This window comes from Thermosipho atlanticus DSM 15807, assembly GCF_900129985.1.
Taxonomy (GTDB): Bacteria; Thermotogota; Thermotogae; order Thermotogales; family Fervidobacteriaceae; genus Thermosipho_A; species Thermosipho_A atlanticus.
This window is the reverse complement of the sequence record NZ_FQXN01000004.1, coordinates 56,895-76,905: the sequence shown is the minus strand read 5'-3', so window position 1 is coordinate 76,905 and position 20,011 is coordinate 56,895. Positions and strand designations below refer to the sequence as shown.

Annotated in this window: 14 protein-coding genes; 3 read left to right on the top strand and 11 right to left on the bottom strand. The window is 33.4% G+C overall.

Annotation, left to right across the window (positions count from 1 at the left end; all coding sequences use genetic code 11):
• Window position 1: 1 nt before the first annotated feature.
• The gene (locus BUB65_RS05650; protein WP_073073111.1) at window positions 2-1,075 is read left to right on the top strand and encodes a Gfo/Idh/MocA family protein; all 1,074 of its coding nucleotides are present in this window, start codon (window positions 2-4) and stop codon (window positions 1,073-1,075) included.
• On the top strand, window positions 1,076-1,756 hold the full coding sequence (locus BUB65_RS05645; RefSeq protein ID WP_073073108.1) for a YjjG family noncanonical pyrimidine nucleotidase: 681 nt from the start codon (window positions 1,076-1,078) through the stop codon (window positions 1,754-1,756).
• 35 nt (window positions 1,757-1,791) lie between these two features.
• Here BUB65_RS05645 and BUB65_RS05640 read toward each other — a convergent pair whose 3' ends face one another.
• The 11 genes from BUB65_RS05640 to BUB65_RS05590 form a co-directional block, all read right to left on the bottom strand.
• The gene (locus BUB65_RS05640; protein ID WP_073073106.1) at window positions 1,792-3,453 is read right to left on the bottom strand and encodes a hypothetical protein; all 1,662 of its coding nucleotides are present in this window, start codon (window positions 3,451-3,453) and stop codon (window positions 1,792-1,794) included.
• A gap of 157 nt (window positions 3,454-3,610) precedes the next feature.
• A complete protein-coding gene (locus BUB65_RS05635; protein WP_073073104.1) occupies window positions 3,611-4,750 on the bottom strand; it encodes an amidohydrolase in 1,140 nt (379 codons plus the stop codon).
• 103 nt (window positions 4,751-4,853) lie between these two features.
• The gene (locus tag BUB65_RS05630) at window positions 4,854-9,806 is read right to left on the bottom strand and encodes a DNA-directed RNA polymerase subunit beta' (RefSeq protein WP_073073103.1); all 4,953 of its coding nucleotides are present in this window, start codon (window positions 9,804-9,806) and stop codon (window positions 4,854-4,856) included.
• Window positions 9,807-9,828: 22 nt separating this feature from the next.
• The gene (gene rpoB / locus BUB65_RS05625; RefSeq protein ID WP_073073102.1) at window positions 9,829-13,347 is read right to left on the bottom strand and encodes a DNA-directed RNA polymerase subunit beta; all 3,519 of its coding nucleotides are present in this window, start codon (window positions 13,345-13,347) and stop codon (window positions 9,829-9,831) included.
• A 136-nt stretch (window positions 13,348-13,483) separates the two neighbouring features.
• Window positions 13,484-13,870 (bottom strand): 50S ribosomal protein L7/L12, encoded by a 387-nt coding sequence (rplL, locus tag BUB65_RS05620; RefSeq protein WP_073073101.1) that lies wholly within the window; start codon window positions 13,868-13,870, stop codon window positions 13,484-13,486.
• 18 nt (window positions 13,871-13,888) lie between these two features.
• On the bottom strand, window positions 13,889-14,434 hold the full coding sequence (gene rplJ / locus BUB65_RS05615) for a 50S ribosomal protein L10 (RefSeq protein ID WP_073073100.1): 546 nt from the start codon (window positions 14,432-14,434) through the stop codon (window positions 13,889-13,891).
• Between the two features lie 198 nt (window positions 14,435-14,632).
• Entirely contained in the window at window positions 14,633-15,610 is a 978-nt protein-coding gene (locus tag BUB65_RS05610; RefSeq protein WP_073073099.1) for a glycosyltransferase family 2 protein, read from the bottom strand.
• A gap of 144 nt (window positions 15,611-15,754) precedes the next feature.
• A complete protein-coding gene (locus BUB65_RS05605; RefSeq protein ID WP_073073098.1) occupies window positions 15,755-16,240 on the bottom strand; it encodes a hypothetical protein in 486 nt (161 codons plus the stop codon).
• Window positions 16,241-16,333: 93 nt separating this feature from the next.
• The gene (gene coaD / locus BUB65_RS05600; protein ID WP_073073097.1) at window positions 16,334-16,819 is read right to left on the bottom strand and encodes a pantetheine-phosphate adenylyltransferase; all 486 of its coding nucleotides are present in this window, start codon (window positions 16,817-16,819) and stop codon (window positions 16,334-16,336) included.
• The gene (dnaB, locus tag BUB65_RS05595; RefSeq protein WP_073073096.1) at window positions 16,819-18,162 is read right to left on the bottom strand and encodes a replicative DNA helicase; all 1,344 of its coding nucleotides are present in this window, start codon (window positions 18,160-18,162) and stop codon (window positions 16,819-16,821) included. The genes coaD and dnaB overlap by 1 nt, the downstream gene beginning before the upstream one ends.
• A gap of 180 nt (window positions 18,163-18,342) precedes the next feature.
• Window positions 18,343-19,536 carry a TM0106 family RecB-like putative nuclease gene (locus BUB65_RS05590; RefSeq protein WP_073073095.1) on the bottom strand — a complete coding sequence of 398 codons (1,194 nt, stop codon included), beginning with the start codon at window positions 19,534-19,536 and terminating at the stop codon, window positions 18,343-18,345.
• A gap of 92 nt (window positions 19,537-19,628) precedes the next feature.
• Between BUB65_RS05590 and BUB65_RS05585 the strand changes: the two genes are divergently transcribed.
• Window positions 19,629-20,003 carry a RidA family protein gene (locus BUB65_RS05585; RefSeq protein ID WP_073073094.1) on the top strand — a complete coding sequence of 125 codons (375 nt, stop codon included), beginning with the start codon at window positions 19,629-19,631 and terminating at the stop codon, window positions 20,001-20,003.
• Window positions 20,004-20,011 lie beyond the last annotated feature (8 nt).

The window sequence follows — 20,011 nt, the reverse complement described above, 5'->3', positions numbered from 1 at the left end:
AATGCTAAGGATAGCACTAATAGGATGTGGAAGGATAGGGACAAGAAAACATATAGAAGCACTCTTGCAAAACTCGGATAAAATTGAAACAGTAGCATTGTGTGACATAAACGTAGAAAGAGCAAACAAATGTTCAGAGATAATAGAAAAGAGGATAGGTAAGAAACCAGAGGTTGAAAAAGACTATAGAAAAATCTTAAAGAGAGAAGATATAGACGCAATAGCAATAGCAACAGAGAGTGGAAAACACTATGAAATAACGATGGAAGCATTAACAAATAACAAACATGTACTTGTAGAAAAGCCAATGGCACTATCCACAAAACATGCAAATGAAATGATAAAACTTTCAAAAGAAAAGAACTTAAAATTGGAGGTTTGCTTTCAAAACAGATTTAATCCCCCAATACAAGAATTGAGGAAAAAAGTAGAAGAAGGGGCATTTGGAAAGATACACTATGGAGTTGCAACAATAAGGTGGAACAGGAATGAGGAGTATTACAAACAAGCAAGTTGGAGAGGGACATGGGAAGAAGATGGAGGAGCATTAATGAATCAATGCACACACAATATAGATTTACTGCAGTGGATGTTAGGAGGGAAGATAGAGGAAGTATATGGAATAATTAAAAATTTTAATCATCCATATATAGAAGCAGAAGATTTTGGAGGAGCAATAATAAAGTTCAAAGATGGAAAAGTGGGGATAATAGAAGGGACGACTTCGATATATCCGAGGAACTTACATGAAAAGCTAGGGATATTTGGAGAGAAAGGGACAGTAATAATAGGAGGACTTGCGGTAAACAGAATAGAAGAGTGGAAATTTGAAGGGGAAGAAGGACATCCCTTTATGAATTTACCTGATCCAGATACGGTATATGGTTTTGGACATGTACCGTTATACAAAGACTTTTACGAAGCAATAGAAGAAGATAGAAAACCATATATATCAGGAGAAGATGGGAAAAAGGCGGTAGAAATAGTACTTGCAATATACAAATCTGCTTTAGAAGGAAAACCTGTAAAATTTCCTTTCGAGTTTTCTACTTATGAAATGAAGGAGGAGAAATAAATGAAATATACAATGATCTATTTTGATTTAGACAACACCATCCTAGATTTTGATAAATCAGAAGAATATGCGTTGAAAAAAGTTTTTGAATATTTTAAACTTGATTTTCAAAAAGAATTTTTGGGAATTTATAAAACTATAAACGAAAAATGGTGGAAGTTATTTGCTGAAGGAAAATATCCAAAAGAAACAATAGTAGTTGAAAGATTCAAAGAATTTTTTAACAACATCGGAATAAATCTGAAAGATTACAAGAAAGTTTCCGAAATATATTTAGAGCATCTTTCAAATGCTGCTATTTTTATCGATGGGGCAGAAGAATTTTTATACTCTCTAAAGTCTTTAGGGTTCAGAATGGCTGCAATTACAAATGGCGTTGATTCTGTACAACAAAATAGATCTAAAATAGCTCGATTAGATAGATTTTTTGAATTTGTTTTAACTTCTGAAAAAGTTGGCAAACCAAAGCCTGAACCGGATATTTTTTTCTACGCAGAACAAATAACAAAAATACCATTATCTGAATCTTTATATATTGGTGACAAAATAGAAACCGATTACGAAGGAGCCAAAAGAGCAAATATTGACTTTATTTTATACGATCCCAAGAACAAATACAATGTAGATTGTAAGAAGGCAACAAGTTATGAAGAATTATACAAAATAATTGTTTCAAAATAAAAATAAGGAGCCATGCGGCTCCTTATTTTTTTTAACTAAAACACTTCTATTTTCTTCAAAAACAATCTTCCTAAATACTCAAGGTTACTTATTGCATCTTGTGAAAATGACAGAGGATTAATAAGTTGAGGTAAAGTAAACCCTTCAAAAGTCAAAGTCAAAGTTGCTACAACTGCTCCATTTTCTAAATTGTATTCAAATACTATAGTTGTCGTAGTACTGGCTTCATCAAAGTTAAATGACACAAATTCTAGATTTGAAGTAATGAAGTTAAAGTAATAAAGAACTGTCACAACATCACTTGGATCATAAATATCATTTGCTATTCTATACAATGCTGTAGAAAATTCCGTTATAGAAGCAACATTTAGCATTTCAAACAATTCACTATTTACTTTCAAATTACAATCTTTCAAATCAATTTCAGGAACGTTTAACTTTTGAAAATCAACCACTAATGAAAAATCAACATTAATAGAGTGTTCAAGATCAATAGGAGTTGAATAAGACAAAGTTAGATTTAATTCTCCATTTGGAAGAACTGTATCTAGAGTTTGCAAAACATCAATAACTTGCATTGTATCATCAATGGGTTGATTGTTTAACGTTCCTGTCATACCATCAGGTAATGGTCCTAAAGGTTCATCATACCATTCAAGAGTTAAAGCCATATAATCTACTCCTGGATCGTTCCCAAATGTCCAAAGTGTAATCTTTCCATCGTTCCTAAAACCATACTCGTTAGTTTTAGAAACCTCATAATTGTTTATTTCAACTATTGTTTTTAACAATAAATCGGAAAGATGAATAAAGTCATTCACCCACGTATAGACGAAAGCTTCATTAACAAAAATATCGAATAAATCTAAATAATTCACGTCTGGAGAAATAGCTGAGACATTATATAAGAATGTTTTCAGCCCATCTAAATATGTTGGACTAGCAAAATCTACCTCAGGATACGCTCCTGTAAAAGAGCTTACTTCAGTAATAAACTCTTGTCGCAAAAAATTTGACGGTCCCATTTCTTCTGTTCTTGAAGCATTTTCAATCATAGTAATTAATTTTTGTTGATTATCATGGATAAATATAAATGGTTCAATAAATAAGTTTAGTATCATAATATCTCTAAAGTCTCCGTACAAATGATCCACAGTATATTCGGGGTCTAAACCTTTAAAATGTCTTAAAACATTCTCAACCTTAGTTTTTGCAGTCCCAGTTATTTCTACAACATAATCGTATCTTTGTTCATACTGCAATAAATTGTTAACTCCTGTTCTAAATTGCTTCATCTTGTTAATTAAATTTTCTTTGCTTGCAATAAGATTAATAAAGTGAATCATTCGATCATAATCGTTCATACTGGTTGAATAAGGAGTGACATCTAACTTTGGTTCTTGTATTGAACTAAAGTTGTTAACTACGTTATCGAGACTTTTTGCTAATGAACCATTTTCCAATGTAGAAATATCAAAAGAAGTAGAAAGAGTCCCTCCTAAAAATAATTCGTCCAATATCGCAATAAAATCTTCATCTGATACTATGTCAGCAAAATAAGCCGGTGTGTCTGGATCCAAATTTCCAGTATCATCAATCTCGGATGGCCCAAGATTTATTGGTTCTGTTCCAACACATCCTGCGACAAAGAAAGCCACAACAACAATCCCAAACAAAATATACTTTACTTTTTTCATAATCCCCCCTCCTTTCATCACATATTATAACATAAATAACAAAAATTTATCACATATACAATTATTATTTATTTTAATTTCATATTTTATTTGCCTTTTTAAATATAAAAAAGGGCATGGAAGCCCATGCCCTTTTCTAACTATCCCGGATTCATATTTATTCTTCAAAAACTAATTGACCTTCTATAAACACTTTCTCTGCTTTAGCTCTAAAATCAAATGGATGTGTGTTCCATACAACTATATCAGCATCTTTCCCTTCTTCTATCGTTCCAACTCTATCATCGATATTTAAGATTTTTGCTGGATTGATTGTAAGCATTTTGAGAAGATCTTCTTCTTTTGCACCATATCTCAAAGCAGTTGCGGCTTGAATATTTGCATGTTCTAGATGAATAACAGGATGATCACACATTAAAGCAGCAAGTATTTCTTTCTCGTTAATTTTCTTTATTGCTTCATACGTCATATTTGTAAGTTCAAGCTTGGTTCTAAAACCAAATAGTGGACCTAAGACAAGAGGAATATTTTTACTTTTTATATAATCTGCTATCTTATATGCTTCAGTAGCATGTTCAATAACGAGATCGAAGTCAAATTCTTCGGCTATTCTAATAGCAGTAACTATATCGTCTGCTCTGTGAGCATGACATCGAGCAGGAATTTCTTTTCTCAAAACCATCGCACCAACTTCAAGACTAAAGTCAATTGGTGTTTTAGGATCCAATTCACGTCTTCTCATATAATCTTTAGCTTTTGTAAAATATTCCCTAATAATGCCAGCTACTCCCAATCTTGTAGTTGGCATTTTTCCCTTTGAACCATAAACTCTTTTGGGATTTTCACCAAAAGCCATTTTTAATCCTGCTGGTTGCTTTATAATCATTTCATCAACAATATTAGATTTAAACTTCAATATTACACCTTGTCCACCTATTGGATTTGCACTACCTGGTACTACCATTACTGTTGTAACTCCACCAGATAGTGCCCTGTTTATTGCTGCATCCCCTGGATAAAAGGCATCTATTGCTCGCACGTGTGGAGTCACGGGATCAGAATATTCGTTACCATCCTGATAATAAAATTCTCCAACACCTTCTTCAAAAACCCCAATATGTGAATGTGCATCTATAAAACCCGGAAGAACATATTTACCTGATACATCAATTACTTCAGCATTTGGTTCAGTAATATTTTCAGAAATTTTCTTAATTTTTCCATCCGCCATTAAAATATCACCAACAAATGGTTTTCCATTAATTGGAATAATATTTCCACCTTTTAAAAGAATCATACATCCACCTCCGTTTCTTTTTTACATCAATTATTATAACATATATTTCGTTTTGCTAATCATTTGAAACTTAAAAAAAATAGGCCCCGCTCGGGGCCTATTTTCATGCCATCTTTTCCTTTTCTTCTTGCGCAAGTCTCGGCGTTTCCTCTATTTGAATATTTGCAAACATATCTAGTCCAGTACCAGCAGGTATCAATTGCCCAACTATGACGTTTTCTTTCAAGCCAAGTAACATATCTTTTGCGCCTTCTACCGCAGCTTCTGTAAGAACCTGAGGTGTCTGTTGGAAACTTGCAGCGCTCAACCATCCAACGTGTTCTAACGATGCCTTTGTTATTCTAAGAAGTTTCCTTTTGTATTTTATTGGTTCTTTTGGTAAAATTTGATACGTTATAACTTCTCCTTCTCCATTTCTTACTACTAGTTCTTTTATACCTAATGAAATAGCTTTTTCCAATATTTCCTCAGTGACTTCAGCTCCTTCAGGTGCAATTTCTACTATTTGTCCGTTTTCATCCTCGCCAATCAAATGATTAACAAGTTCTTTTCCAATAACACGCTTTTTGTTCATTTCTACATGCATATTACCTTCTAATATTTCTCTATTTATTCTTTTAACTGTTTGAAGTCTTAGAAGATCTCCTGGTAAATAATCTGTGTCTCCTGGATCAATTATTTCAACTTTATCCAACATCTGTTTAATTATAATTTCAAAGTGTTTATCGTGAATATCAACTCCTTGTTCCACATAAACTTTCTTAATTTCTTTTAGTAGATAAAGCGCTGTTGCATCAACACTTAAAGTTTCAAGAATCTTTCTCGGCCTAATTGCACCTGTCGACAATGATTGACCTGGTAATACCTTTTGACCTTTACTTACACTAACTTTTACTTTTGTAGGAATTTCATATTCGTGGATATCACCTGCTTCGTCTTCAATATACACTTTTTTCTTACCACTTTCATCTTCTACTATATCCTTCACAAAACCCTTAATTGCAGAAAATACTCCTTCAGGCTCTTTCAATTTCTTCCTTGCTTCAAACAATTCTTCCGCTCTAGGTAACCCTTGGGTAATGTCTGCTGTAGTTGCAATACCACCAGTATGGAATGTTCTCATTGTAAGTTGTGTGCCTGGTTCACCTATAGACTGTGCTGCTACAACACCGACAGATTCACCTATTCCAACTATTTTATGATTTGAAAGATCCATACCATAACATTTCGAACACACGCCGTGTTCAGCCTCACATGTTAGCACAGATCTTACAATAATCTCAGGTCTTACTTCAAGAGATTGAACGTTATTTTCTGAAAGTATTTTTGCTGTTGTTGGTTCAATAAGCTCCTCTTCCACAACAAGCTGAATCTTATCTTTACTACTCAACACTGTTTCACTTGAAACTTTTCCCACAATTGGATATTCTCTTATTTTCAACGTTTTAACTCCTGAAGCTTTAGCCATTCTAATTACTTCCCAATTCAATTCTGTTCCTTCTTCGTAATGAACATTATCAGCTACAAAACCTTCAGCAAGTTCTGCATAATTTTCTGGTAATTCTGGTTTATTAATATCAATTTCTTTTTCCACTACAACAGGTATTCTTTTTGTAAATTCTCCAAGGAACTTTGCATCTTCATCTTCTAACATAGTATCTTTTGTATATTCTTTACCTGTTTCTGGATTTACAAGTATGTTATTTGTTTCTGGATCATATACATCTTTTGCTAAAACTCTTCCAAACAAGAAATCTTCTAACTTTTCAACTGTTAAACCATCACTGCTTTTTAGAACTGTTGCACGCACACCATTATGAGTTCCACAATCGGTAGTTGTAATTACAACACTCTGGGCAACATCAACAAGTCTTCTAGTAAGATATCCTGCTGAACTCGTTCTAAGCGCTGTGTCAGCTGAACCCTTTCTTGCTCCATGAGTACTTATAAAGAATTCTAGAACTGACAATCCATCTCTAAAATTAGAAATAATTGGGATTTCTATCGTTCTACCTGATGGATCGGACATTAGCCCCCTCATACCTGCTAGTTGCTTCAATTGGTCTTTATTACCCCTAGCACCCGAATCAACCATTATAAATATTGGGTTAAACGGATCTTTTCCAATGTACTCAAAAGTTGATTCTTGAACTTTTTCAGTCGCATCTGCCCATATTTTTATAGTCTCTTTATACCTTTCTTCATCAGTTAAAAATCCTTGAGAATATAACATTTCAACTTCTTCTACCCTTTTCCTTGCATTTTTAATAATCTTTTCCCTTTCAGGAGAGGTAGTGAAATCGGTAATACTTACCGTAAGACCTGAAATAGTAGCATAATGAAAACCTAAATCTTTTATATCATCAAGAAGATCTGCGGTTCGATCGACACCATATTTCTTAAATGTTTTATAAACAAGATCCTTTATTGCATTTTTGCCATATGTCTTATTGTAATCCTTAAATTCATCGGGTACGATACTCGCAAAAACTAATCTTCCATATGTCGTTTTTATAACTTTATCATCTACTTTTACAAGTATAGGATCGTGTAATTTTATGTATCCAAATTCATACGCCAATTCAGCCTCGTCAATAGAAGAAAATCTCCAATTTATATCTTCAGGTTGTACTTTATCAAAATCTTTTCCCACCATTGTAAGGTAATATATACCCGCTACAATATCTTTTCCTGGCATTGAAATTGGTTTACCATGTGCAGGTGAAATAATATTGTATCTTGAAAGCATCAAAAATTTAGCCTCAGCTTGAGCTGCAGCAGAAAGAGGAACATGAACAGCCATCTGATCTCCATCAAAATCTGCGTTAAACGGTGGACAAACTAATGGATGTAATTGTATCGCGTTACCTTCGATTAATCTTGGTTCAAATGCCTGCAAAGACATTCTATGCAATGTTGGGGCCCTGTTTAACAAAACAGGGTGTCCTTTTATTATCTCTTCTAAAACTTCGTAAGCCTGTGGAAGTTCCTTTTCAATAATTGCTTTTTTCATCTTTCTTGCTGTTTTACTTGTCTCCTCATCTCTATTCAAAAGTTCAGCAAGAACAAATGGTTTGAATAACTCCATAGCCATTTTCTTTGGAAGACCACATTCATGAATTTTCAGGTGAGGTCCAACAACTATTACTGCACGACCAGAATAATCAACACGTTTTCCTAGAAGATTTCTTCTAAATCTTCCTTTTTTACCCTTTAAAAGATCCGTTAACGATTTCAACGGTCTTCCATTTCTGTCTGTGACAGCTTTACCCATTCTTCCGTTGTAAATTAAACTATCCACTGCTTCTTGAAGCATTCTTCTTTCATTTTTCACGATAATTTCAGGAGAATTCATGGCAAATAATTTTTTAAGTCTATTGTTTCTATTTAAAACTCTTCTATAAAGATCATTAAGATCTGTAGTTGCAAATCTTCCACCTTCAACTTGGATCATAGGCCTAATATCGGGTGGTACAACTGGTACTGCCTCAAGTACCATCCATTCTGGTTTAGTTCCACTTTTTAACAAATCCTTTACTATTTTTAATCTTCTAAGAAGTTTCTTTGCACGGCCACTACTTTTCGGAATCTTTTTGAGTTCTGACTCTATTTCAACTTTCAATTTTTCAAGGTCTAAATTCTGAAGAAGCTTTTTAATTGCCATTGCACCTGAATCTGCTTCTATCTTATCTCCATACAATACTCTATATGCGCCATATTGATCATCTGTAATAATATCTCCCATTTTTAAACCAGTTTCTAAAGCAACTTCTTCATCAATTTTAGTTATAACAACTATTGGTCTATCATTCTCAACTTCCGTTTCAGCCGTAAACATTGCAGGATAATGCTCTTCAAATATTTTATATTCCTCAAGGGTTAAATATTCATCTTCAAATAAGAAGCGGTCAGCTATTACGTCTCCTTCTGAAATTTCTTGACCATCTTCAACGTAAACTAAAGCACCTTCAAATAACGGATAACTTTTCTCTTCAACAACATTTTCAATATATATGTTCCCCGTTGAAATAACTTCATATCTACCATCTTCTCTTGGTTTAACATTAAGCTCTTTTCCAAAGCTAATAGTTCCAGAAACTGATGCAATTACCGCTGGAAGGATCGTTCCATTAGTAAGCTGGTCGCCTTTTTTCACTTTGGTTCCATTTGAAACAGTAGGAGATACACCATATGGCAACGAGAATGTTATTGGCATATCTTTACTCGTTGTCAAAGGTCTCACAGTTATAGTTTCAGAAATTTCATCTATTTCAACCGTTCCATCGAAAGGTGCATAAATTGGATCTATTTTCATTTCAGAAACTATTTCTTCACCTTGCTTGATATACTCACCGTTCTTTACATTCAAAACCATTCCAGTATACAATCTATGTTCAGCTCTTGATATTTTTCTTATATCAACCCAGGTAATTTCTCTATCAGTATGTGTTTTTTCTTTTCTTATTCTAACTTCTCCCGAAATACTAGATATAACTGGAGTTACGGGAGATTTAATAATTACTCCAGGCATTACTTCAAAATCAAGTTTTTGACTGTAAATTTCATACTCAGTTTGATATAAAAGTGAACCTTTAATAAAATCGGTATTTTTAGGATCTGTCACTACTAGAATCTTTTCTATAATCCTTTTTCCACCATAATAAATTACATTTTCAAGCTCTTTTGCTTGAATAGAAAGTAAAGAAGAAAGAATACTAGGGCTACTTTTTAAATACCAAATATGTACAACTGGAGAAACGAGATCTATATGCCCCATTCTTTTTCTTCTTGCTTCTTTAGATTCAACTCTTACTCCACATCTTTCACAAACAGTTCCTTCATATTTTTTGCCTTTATATTTTCCACAAGCACACTCATAATCTTTTGTTGGACCAAATATTCTTTCACAGAAAAGACCATCTTTTTCAGGCTTAAATGTTCTATAATTTATTGTCTCAGGTTTTTTAACCTCACCACTTGACCAACTTCTTATTACCTCAGGAGAAGCTACTTTAACAGTGACCTTAGCAATTTTTCTCTTAAATGTTGAACCCATTCTTTTCCCTCCTTACGGGGCTTTATAACTTCTCTATGTCAATTTCATTTCCTTCTTCATCGTATACTCTAACATCAAGTGCAATTCCTCTTAATTCTCTTACCAGAACTTTGAAACTTTCTGGTAACCCTGGTTCAGGAATATTCTTACCTTTCATTATTGCTTTGTAAACCTCATTTCTCCCTTTAATATCATCACTTTTTACTGTCAACATTTCATTTAAAGTATGTGCAGCACCATATGCTTCTAGAGCCCAAACTTCCATTTCTCCAAACCTTTGACCACCAAACTGCGCTTTTCCTCCAAGTGGTTGTTGATGGATTAGAGAGTATGGTCCTGTTGATCTGGCATGAATTTTATCTCTTGCAATATGAATCAGTTTCATAACATACATATAACCAACAAGAATCGGATGATCAAATTCCTTACCAGTTCTTCCATCTCTCAAAATAACCTTACCAGTTGGATTATTTGGATTATCTCCAGCATCAAGTCCAACTTTCTTTCTAGCTTCATAAAGTGCAGGTAAAATATCCTCTTCCTTTGCCCCATCAAATACAGGAGTTGCAAACCACTTGTTAGTCAATACTGCAAGCCAACCTAAACTAGTTTCAAGAATTTGTCCAACGTTCATACGTGATGGAACACCCAAAGGACTTAATACAATTTGAACCGGCGTTCCATCTGGTAAAAATGGCATATCTTCCTTGGGTAAAATTTTAGAAACTACACCTTTATTACCATGTCTACCCGCAAGTTTATCTCCTACTTCTAGTGGCTTTCTTATAGCCACATATACTCTGATAAGCTTATTAACTCCGGGGCCAAGGTCTCCGTCCTTTTCCTTATCAAACACATTAACACCAATGACTCTTCCCTCTATTCCATGAGGAACTCTTAGCGAAGAATCTTTCACTTCTTTACCTTTTTCTCCAAATACAGATCTAATAATTTTTTCTTCAGGTGTTGTATCACTTTCACTTTTTGGAGTGACTTTACCAACGAGTATGTCAGTTTCTTCTACATAAGCTCCTATTCTTACTATCCCATCCTCGTCGAGGTTCCTTAATTTCTCTTTGCTAACATTAGGAATATCTGGAGTAATTTCCTCAGGACCTAATCTTGTATCTCTTGCCGTAGTTTCATATACTTCGATATGAATTGATGTATATGTTTCTTTTTCAAGTAATTCTTCGCTAACTAATATTGCATCTTCAAAATTATACCCTTCCCAAGGTACAAATGCAACTAACACATTTTTACCTAAGGCAAGTTCTCCCATATCTGTAGCAGGCCCATCGGCAATAGGATCTCCTTTTTTCACAACTTCGCCAACATTTACTATAGGTTTTTGATTGATACATGTATCTTGGTTCGTACGTGTAAATTTTAAGAGTTCATATGTATCTAACACAGGATTTCCCATCGAATCGTACATTTCTTTTCCATCTTTATCAATTCTATGAACTATTATTTTTCTGGCATCCACCTTTTTAACTATTCCATCGTGTTCCGCTAAAACCATAGTTCCTGCATACCTTGCCGCTTCCCACTCCATACCAGTTCCAACTCTAGGTGCTTCTGTTTCAATTAAAGGAACACCCTGCCTTTGCATGTTAGAACCCATGAGCGCCCTATTAGCATCATCGTGTTCTAAAAATGGAATTAACGAAGTCGAAACACTAACTATTTGATTTGGAGCTACATCTAAAAATTGAACTTCATTTTTAGGTACATATAAAACCTTTTCTTCATACCTAACTGTAACATGTTCAGGAATTATATTACCGTTTTCATCAACTGGTGTCGTTGACGGCGCAATCTTATAATTTTCCTCTTCATCAGCTGTTAAATATACTACTTCATTTGTGACTTTCCCTTTAACTACCTTTATATATGGAGTAATTAAAAATCCATACTTATCAATTGTTGCATAAACAGATAAGGATGTTATAAGCCCTATATTTGCTCCTTCAGGTGTTTCAATAGGACACATTCTACCATAATGTGAATGGTGGACGTCACGAACTTCGAATCTTGCTCTTTCTCTTTTTAAACCACCTGGACCAACTGCTGTTAATCTTCTCTTGTTAGTAAGTTCAGCTAAAGGATTTGTTTGATCCATAAATTGAGAAAGAGGATTAGTTGCAAAGAAAGAATTAATAGTAGCAATTATGCTTCTTACATTTATAAGACTCTGCACCGATACCTTATCAAGCGAAGTGTATGTGGCAAGTTTTTCCTGAATCATGAATACAGCCTTTGAAAATGCTCTTTCAAATTCTATTCTAATCAATTCACCTACAGTTCTAACTCTCTTGTTACCAAGATGGTCTTTTGTATCCATGGTTCCAGGATGTTTATAAATTTCTAACAGATTTCTTGAAGCAAGTACAATATCCATTGTTGTAAGAACATTTGAGTTTTCTTCATATTTTGCATTTTCTACTTCTTCAGGATCTTTACCTTCTACTTCGACAAGGTATTTTTTATATGCTTCTTCAAGTCTTTTATTCAATTTAAAACGTCCAACTTCAGAAAATTCAAATCTTTCTTCATTAAAATATAAGTTATTTAAAAACATTTTTGCAGCATTAATCCTTGGAAGTTCACCGGGTCTTAACCTTCTAAAAATTTCAATATAAGCCCTATTTTGATCTACTTCTTCGCCATAAACGTGTTTTAATTTTTCTAAAGTTGTTACCGCATATCTATGAGCAACTTTAATTTTTTCAACTGAAGAATTTGCCAGTTTTTCTATCAATCCTTCTGTTATTACATCACCACGACGTGCAATTATTTCTCCAACTTTATCTTTTACATCCTCTAAAACTATTAATCCCTCAGAGTGTTGGAGTGTATATTCATCTTCAACATCTACCCAATCCGGGAATAATGAAAGAAGCTCAAGATCATTACTATATCCAAGAGCTTTTAAGAAAAGGAATAAATTAATTCTTCTTTTTCTATCAATTCTTGCATAAAAAGTGCCATCATTAAGGTTCAATAATATCTCTAACCATGCACCTCTCACAGGCAAAAAGTGAGCTACATAGATTGGTTTAGAACCAGGATTCTTTCTTGGTTCTTCTACAAAATAAACTCCTGGACTTCTAACAAGTTGGTTAACTACAACACGTTCGGCACCATTGATAATAAAAGTAGTACGTGGTGTCATGTACGGAAGATATCCTAAAAAGGCTTCTTCTTCAATCATTTCGTTTGTACTATTATCGGTAACTCTAACTGTTGTATAAACAGGTACAGTGTAGGTCATGAGCCTTTCCTTACATTCTTGCACAGTGTTTTGTGGCTCCCCAACTCTTATTGACAAAAATTCTAAAGAAAAACCTTTTTCTTTTCTCTGATCTGTTTTTGAAGACGTTATTGGGGAGAATTTCTTCAAGACTTTCAATATCCCATCCTCGAGAAATTCACGATATGACCTAGTTTGAATTTCAACGAGATTTGGGACAGGGATAGGTGCCTGGACCCTACCAAATGAAAAACGGGTCCTTTTACCACTTTTAATCTCTTTCATCCTATCACCTCAGTTAGAAAAATTTGGAAGGAATAAAAATATGCCAATTATATATTAAAACACAAAAAACCCCCGTGCTCAACACTTTGCACGGGGTTGATACAAAATCTTTTCTTTTTAGAAACTTATGTTACTATTATTTAAGTTCAACTTCTGCTCCTGCATCTTCAAGTTTCTTCTTAATTTCTTCTGCTTCTTCTTTCTTAATGCCTTGTTTAATAACGGCATCTGGTGTTCCCGCTTTTTCAACAAGATCTTTTGCTTCTTTAAGTCCTAAACCTGTAATTTCTCTTACAATTTTTATAACTTCAATCTTCTTTGCACCAAAGCTCTTAAGTACTACGTCAAATTCTGTTTTTTCTTCTGCTGCTGCTCCTCCTGCTGCTGCTCCTCCTGCTACTGGCATTGCCATAACTGGTGCAGATGCACTTACTCCAAATTTGTCCTCAAGCATTTTTACAAGTTCTGCTAATTCTGCTACTGTAAGTTGTTCAATTGCGCTAACAATTTCTTCTAATGTCATAATATACACCTCCTAAAATTATTCTGATTTTTTATCCTTAATTGCATTAAGAGCATATAACAAGCTTCTAAGGGTACCGGCAAGTACATTAACAAAACCTCTAATTGGTCCTTGTACGCCACTAACAACCATTGTAAGAAGTTGCTCTTTCGTTGGAAGTTTGGAGAGATTTTCTACTTCTTCAGCTCCAAAGAATTTTCCATCAAGATAAAGGCCTTTGAACGAAGGAATATCCTTGTTGTCTTTCGAAAATTCATAAATCACTTTGATAGCTTCAATAGGATCTCCTTCTTCCACATATAGAAGAGCTAAAGGTCCTTCAAACAAATAACTTAAATCATCAATTTCTTCATAACCTGCTTTCTTCATCGCAAAATATGCGACACTGTTTTTCACAACTCTATATCTTGCTCCACTACCAAGTTTTTCTCTAAGTTTTCTTCTTAAATCAGTTATTTGAGCAACGTTTAATCCTTTGTAATCTGAAAAAAGTATCAAAGATGAATTTTTCAAACTTTCTGATAATTCTTCAACTAATTTCTCTTTTTGTTTTCTTGTCAGCAACTTCTTCACCTCCCAAAAAAAATAACCTCGGTTGCTACCGAGGCAAAAAGCAAAAGGGGTCCTCACCCTTTTGTGCCTCGGGCAGGCGGCTCTCCGCCTTTCTTTAACCTGCCGTCTTTGGCATCGTCATGATTTTAACACATTTTACATTTTCTATCAAGTTTATATCATGTTAACTTTGTGTAAAAATACTAAAGATTATTTCCCGGGTTTCAGAAAAAAAGATAATGCACCACATAATGAACCTATTCCATATGATATATGTAAAATAGGAAACAAGATTATAAGCCAAAAAAATGACATTACATCTTTGAGATTTCTCGCAATTTGTATCGCAGAAAAAAAGTCTAAAAACACGTATAAAATCAAAACAGGCAAATATAACCATTTTAGAATACTAAACATAAAGATCATTGAAATTAAAAAAAGTACAAAAAAGAATGGCACTAAATGTCTTATTGAAAAAGGTGTTTCGGCAAATTTTCTTCCAAAAAGTACCCAAAAACCATTTTCAAAGTTATTTCTTACAAGTGAACTTATATTATTCCGAGCATAATAATATGCTTTAGCTTCCGGTACTAATAGTATCCTTGCTCCTAATTTTTTTAATCTTAAATTCATTTCAATATCTTGATTCCTAATCAACTTTTCATTAAATAATCCTGCTTTTTCAAATAATTCTTTCTTGTATAAACCATATGCAACTGTATCAACAAAAACTTCTTTATTACCTTGTAATCTATATTTTGCTCCTCCAATACCAAAAGGATGAGATAAAATTCCTGCAATTGCTTTTGATTTTGAAGTATTTGTTCTACATATCGTCAAAACCTGCCCACCAGCTATATCGCATTTATCTTCAACTATTCTTCGAACACAACTAGAAATGTAATTTTTTGAATAAATTGTATGGGCTCCAGCTATCATAATTATTTTACCAGTTGCATTTCTTATTCCCTTATTTAACGCTTGAGGAGTATACTTATCAGGATTATCAATAACTCTTACAGGATATTTTTCTACAAGTTGTCTAGTATTATCATCACTCATACCATCGACAACAATAATCTCCTTTTCAGGATAATCATTTTCAATGATAGAGTTTAAACATTTTTCTATAAATTTCTCCTCATTTCTTGTCGGTATTATAATCGAAACAAGAGGAACTTCACGCATAATTCACTCTCCCAATCGCGTGTTAAAAAATTATACTATTCAACCACCCAGGAAATAATAAAGGAAACTTCCAAGAGGATTTTGAAAACTTCTATAAATTCACAAAAGCAGAAAAATCAAAGCGGACCAGATGGTCCGCTTTTGTTATAAAGCTCCGCCAACGGCAAAATAGAATATATTGCCAAAATCAATATTCATTGAACTATCAAATCTTGCTACCATTCCACCTTCTACTGCAAAGAACAATAGTTTAAAACCTAATCCTAATTTTAAATCAAGAGTGCTGAAAGTTTGAGTGGTTATAAAGTTCAACAAAGGAAGATCCGCTGCAACTCTAACATACAATGGAATTAAAGGCAATTTTGGTCTGATGGCTAAACCTACATTAAGATTATTCAAGAGGAAATTTGCATCAAAATTCTCGTTAATATAATAACTTCCGTCAGCATATACTTCTGCTACCGGAAGAGTTACATACAACATTCCTAAATCTGCCCTTGCATTTAAAGTTAGCATTGAAGGAGAAGCAGTTAAGGTTACAGGCGGTATATTCACCGCTTCAACACCAATAAAGAATGGAAATGCAGAAACAGCTATAATAATTAATAGACCAAACACTAACTTTCTCATACTTCCACCTCCTCTAATCTTTGAAAAATTGTAATCCGAAATCTCGGAATATAGAAAAGTATTAAAATTATAACACAAACAAGATGAAAAAACTTATATGTTAGTTATTTTAATTTTTTCTATCAGTTTTCTTTCTACGTTTTTGGGAACCCATCTTGAAATATCTCCGCCAAAATATGCAACTTCTTTTACAAGGCTTGAAGATATAAAAGAAAACCTTTTATCCGTCATTAAGAAAATTGTATCTGCATCAGGGCACATTTCTTTATTTGCCATTGCCATTTGAAGTTCATATTCAAAATCAGTAACAGCTCTAAGTCCTCTTATCACAACATCGATCTTATTTTCCTTTACATAATCGATCAACAACCCTTTGAAAAAATCTATCTTTATGTTTTTTATATGTTCTGTACATTCTTCGATCATTTTTATCCTTTCATCTAATGAAAATGTATAATTCTTTCTTTTATTTTCCATTACCACCACATAAACTTCAGAAAATATTTTGGAAGCCCTTTCAATTATATCTAAATGGCCAAAAGTTATAGGATCAAAAGAACCAGGATAAATAGCCTTCATTAATCGGCACCTCCATGAACTACATCAATATCAAAAAATGCAGTATAATGTGGATCAAAAAGGAGTTTAACAGTACCAATTGGTCCATTCCTTTGCTTTCCAATTATTACTTCTGTTTCATGGGCTTCACCCGATTTCTCCTTCTTGTAATACTCTTCCCTGTACAAAAACAACACCATATCCGCATCCTGTTCTATTGAACCAGACTCTCTCAAATCACTGAGTCTTGGTCTTTTGTCTTCTCTTTGTTCAACCGCTCTTGATAATTGAGATAAAGCAATTATTGCTACATCCAATTCTCTAGCAAGAAGTTTTAAAGATCTAGAAATTTCCGATATTTCTTGTTGTCTATTCTCTCTAAAAGATCTAATACTCATCAATTGTAAATAATCAACAAAAATGGCTTCTACTCCATATTCCCTTTTCATTCTTCGCGCCTTTGCACGCAACGATCTTGGATCAAGATTTGCCTCATCATCAACTATTATATTGGCTTTATATAACTTCCCTGTGGCCTGAAGAAGTTTTTGCCATTCTTCATCGGTTAAATAGCCTCTTCTAATTTTTTGAAGCTCTATTAATGCTTCCATACCCAATAACCTTTGGGCAAGCTGTTCTTTGCTCATTTCAAGACTAAATATTCCAACAGGTATATCAGATTTTATTGCCATATTTCGCGCAATATTTAAAGCAAAAGCTGTCTTACCAACACTTGGCCTTGCGGCAACAATTATAAGATCTGATTTGTGAAAGCCAGAAGTTAATTCATCTAGTAATCTATATCCAGTAGGAATCCCGGTAATTAACGAAGCTGTCCCACTTTTTTGTCTATCTCTCAAAGCCTCTAAATTTTCAAAAACATCGTGTAAAATTGTATTCATAGGTTGGTATGTTTTTGCGGTTTTTGATTCGGCTATTTCAAATATAACTCTCTCAGCATTATCTAATATTTCATCAACTTCATTATCTGACATCGCATCTTCAACAACTTTAGAAGCTGCAGAAATCAATGACCTTAAAATAGATTTATCTCTTACAATTTGCGCATACATTTCCGCATGTGCTGAAGTTGGCACGCCATCTGCAAGTTGTGCAACATACAACTCTCCACCTATCGTTTCAAGTTTTCCCTTTGTTTTCAATCTGTCACAAATTGAGATAACATCTATAGGAATATTCTCATCATATAATTCTTCGATAGCTTTAAATATTTCAACATGTTTTTTATCATAAAAATCTTGAGAGCTCAAAATCGAAATAACATCTTCAATTGCTTCAGGATCTATTAGAATACTTCCAATAACAGCTTGTTCTGCCTCAATACTATGTGGTGGAGTTCGCATACAATACCTCCTTTATTAAAAATTATATCATAAAAATAAAGCCCCGGTTAACCCGGGGCCTATTTCTTAGAAACTTTTACAAGGGGGGGATAGGGGGGTCGCTGCTCAACTTAAAAGTAACATAGTAAATGTTAAAACTCAACTTCTACGAACAAAAGATTATGTTACAAAAGTTCAAAATTAATAATAACTCTTTAAAATTTCCCATAATAGCTTCGTTGCTCTAACATCATCTTCGTTATAAATTAGTATTTCGTCTAAAATATTTTCATCTTTTGTATACAAGTAATCTTCAAATTTTCGAAGGGCTTTCATCCCATTTAACTTTGTTCTCCAATTATAACCAAAATAACTTGCAAGTGGTTTTAATGAATAAGACAAAACTGGGACAGCCAAATGGCTAGTAAAAATACTATATATATCTAAAAATCTTTCAACTAACTTAGAATTAAGGGAATATTTTTTTAGTAATTTTTTGAATTGATTAGGTTCATATGTATGGTAATGATAAATAGGCATTTCGTTTTCAGAAAAAAATATGAGCAACCTAATAAAAGCGTCTTTTTCTGTGGCCTTTTCCCTAGCAATAAAAGGAATATATTTATTTTCAAAAAGTATTCCAAATAAATAATGGAAATCTATATAACTTTCAATATCAAAAAAAATTCCTTCTTTTAATTTTGGCATTTCTTTTATCAAAACGGGTTTCTCATCTAAAAACGCTTTCGCCTGCGCCCATATCTTCAACCCCTTTTGGACACCCAAAAAACTCTCAATTTTTTCTTTATTTTTTACTACATCTTTCAACGTTTTTATTCCAATTGATTTTAACTTTTCAATATTCTTTTTACCAACTCCTCTGATTATTTCCAAACTTCCATTTTCAACGAAGTATTTCAAACACTTGCTAGAATAAGGGCAAAATTTACATTCAGAATTCACTCTTGGTTTTGGCTCCTCTTCCTCAGATAAATTTTTAACCATTAATATTGCAAAATCAACATAATTTTCCCAAGGAATTTCTTGTTCGTAAAAATTGCTTTTAAAGATCACTTTTACTTTTTTGTTACTTTCTTTTGAAAAGACGTATCCATATAACGCGGCTTCATAATAATGATATTTATATAATCTTTTACCATTTCTCTTTGAAATTACAATTATTTCATCATCGGTTACATTAATTTCGACACCTGTTGCCCAAATTTTTATTCCAAAAATTTCAATGCCTAATTCGGCGTGTTTTAATACTCCTCCGTATTTTATAATATCCTTCGTTAAATTTTCTTGATAATATTTTCCATCTTCTTTACTCTCGTACCAAAACTTTTTTGGGCAGTTCAGAATTGTTTTTATTTTTGAAATTTCTATGTTCATAAAAATCACCTGATCTCTCTGTTTTTCAACCCCAATTATATCATCAAAACTCTGATATAATATTTTGTAGTAAGGAAAAAAGGAGGGATAACATGGAATTTCTGCAACCAGAAAATGCTCCTAGGGCAATTGGTCCATATTCAATTGCAGTAAAAAGTAACGGATTTATCTTCATCTCAGGACAACTTCCTATTATTCCCGAAACTGGAGAACTTATAAAAGGAGATATAAAAAAATCAACACTTGTAATTTTAAAAAACATCAAAAATATTCTCGAAGAATCGGGAAGCGACATAAACAAAATAGTAAAAATAAACGTGTACATGATCGATATCTCAAAATTCAGTGAGTTTAATGAAGTATATTCAGAATTCTTTGGCGATCATAGACCAGCGAGAGCCGTTGTTCAAGTTGCAAAACTACCAAAAGATGCAGATATTGAAATCGAAGCAATTGCGGAGGGTTAAAAATTGAA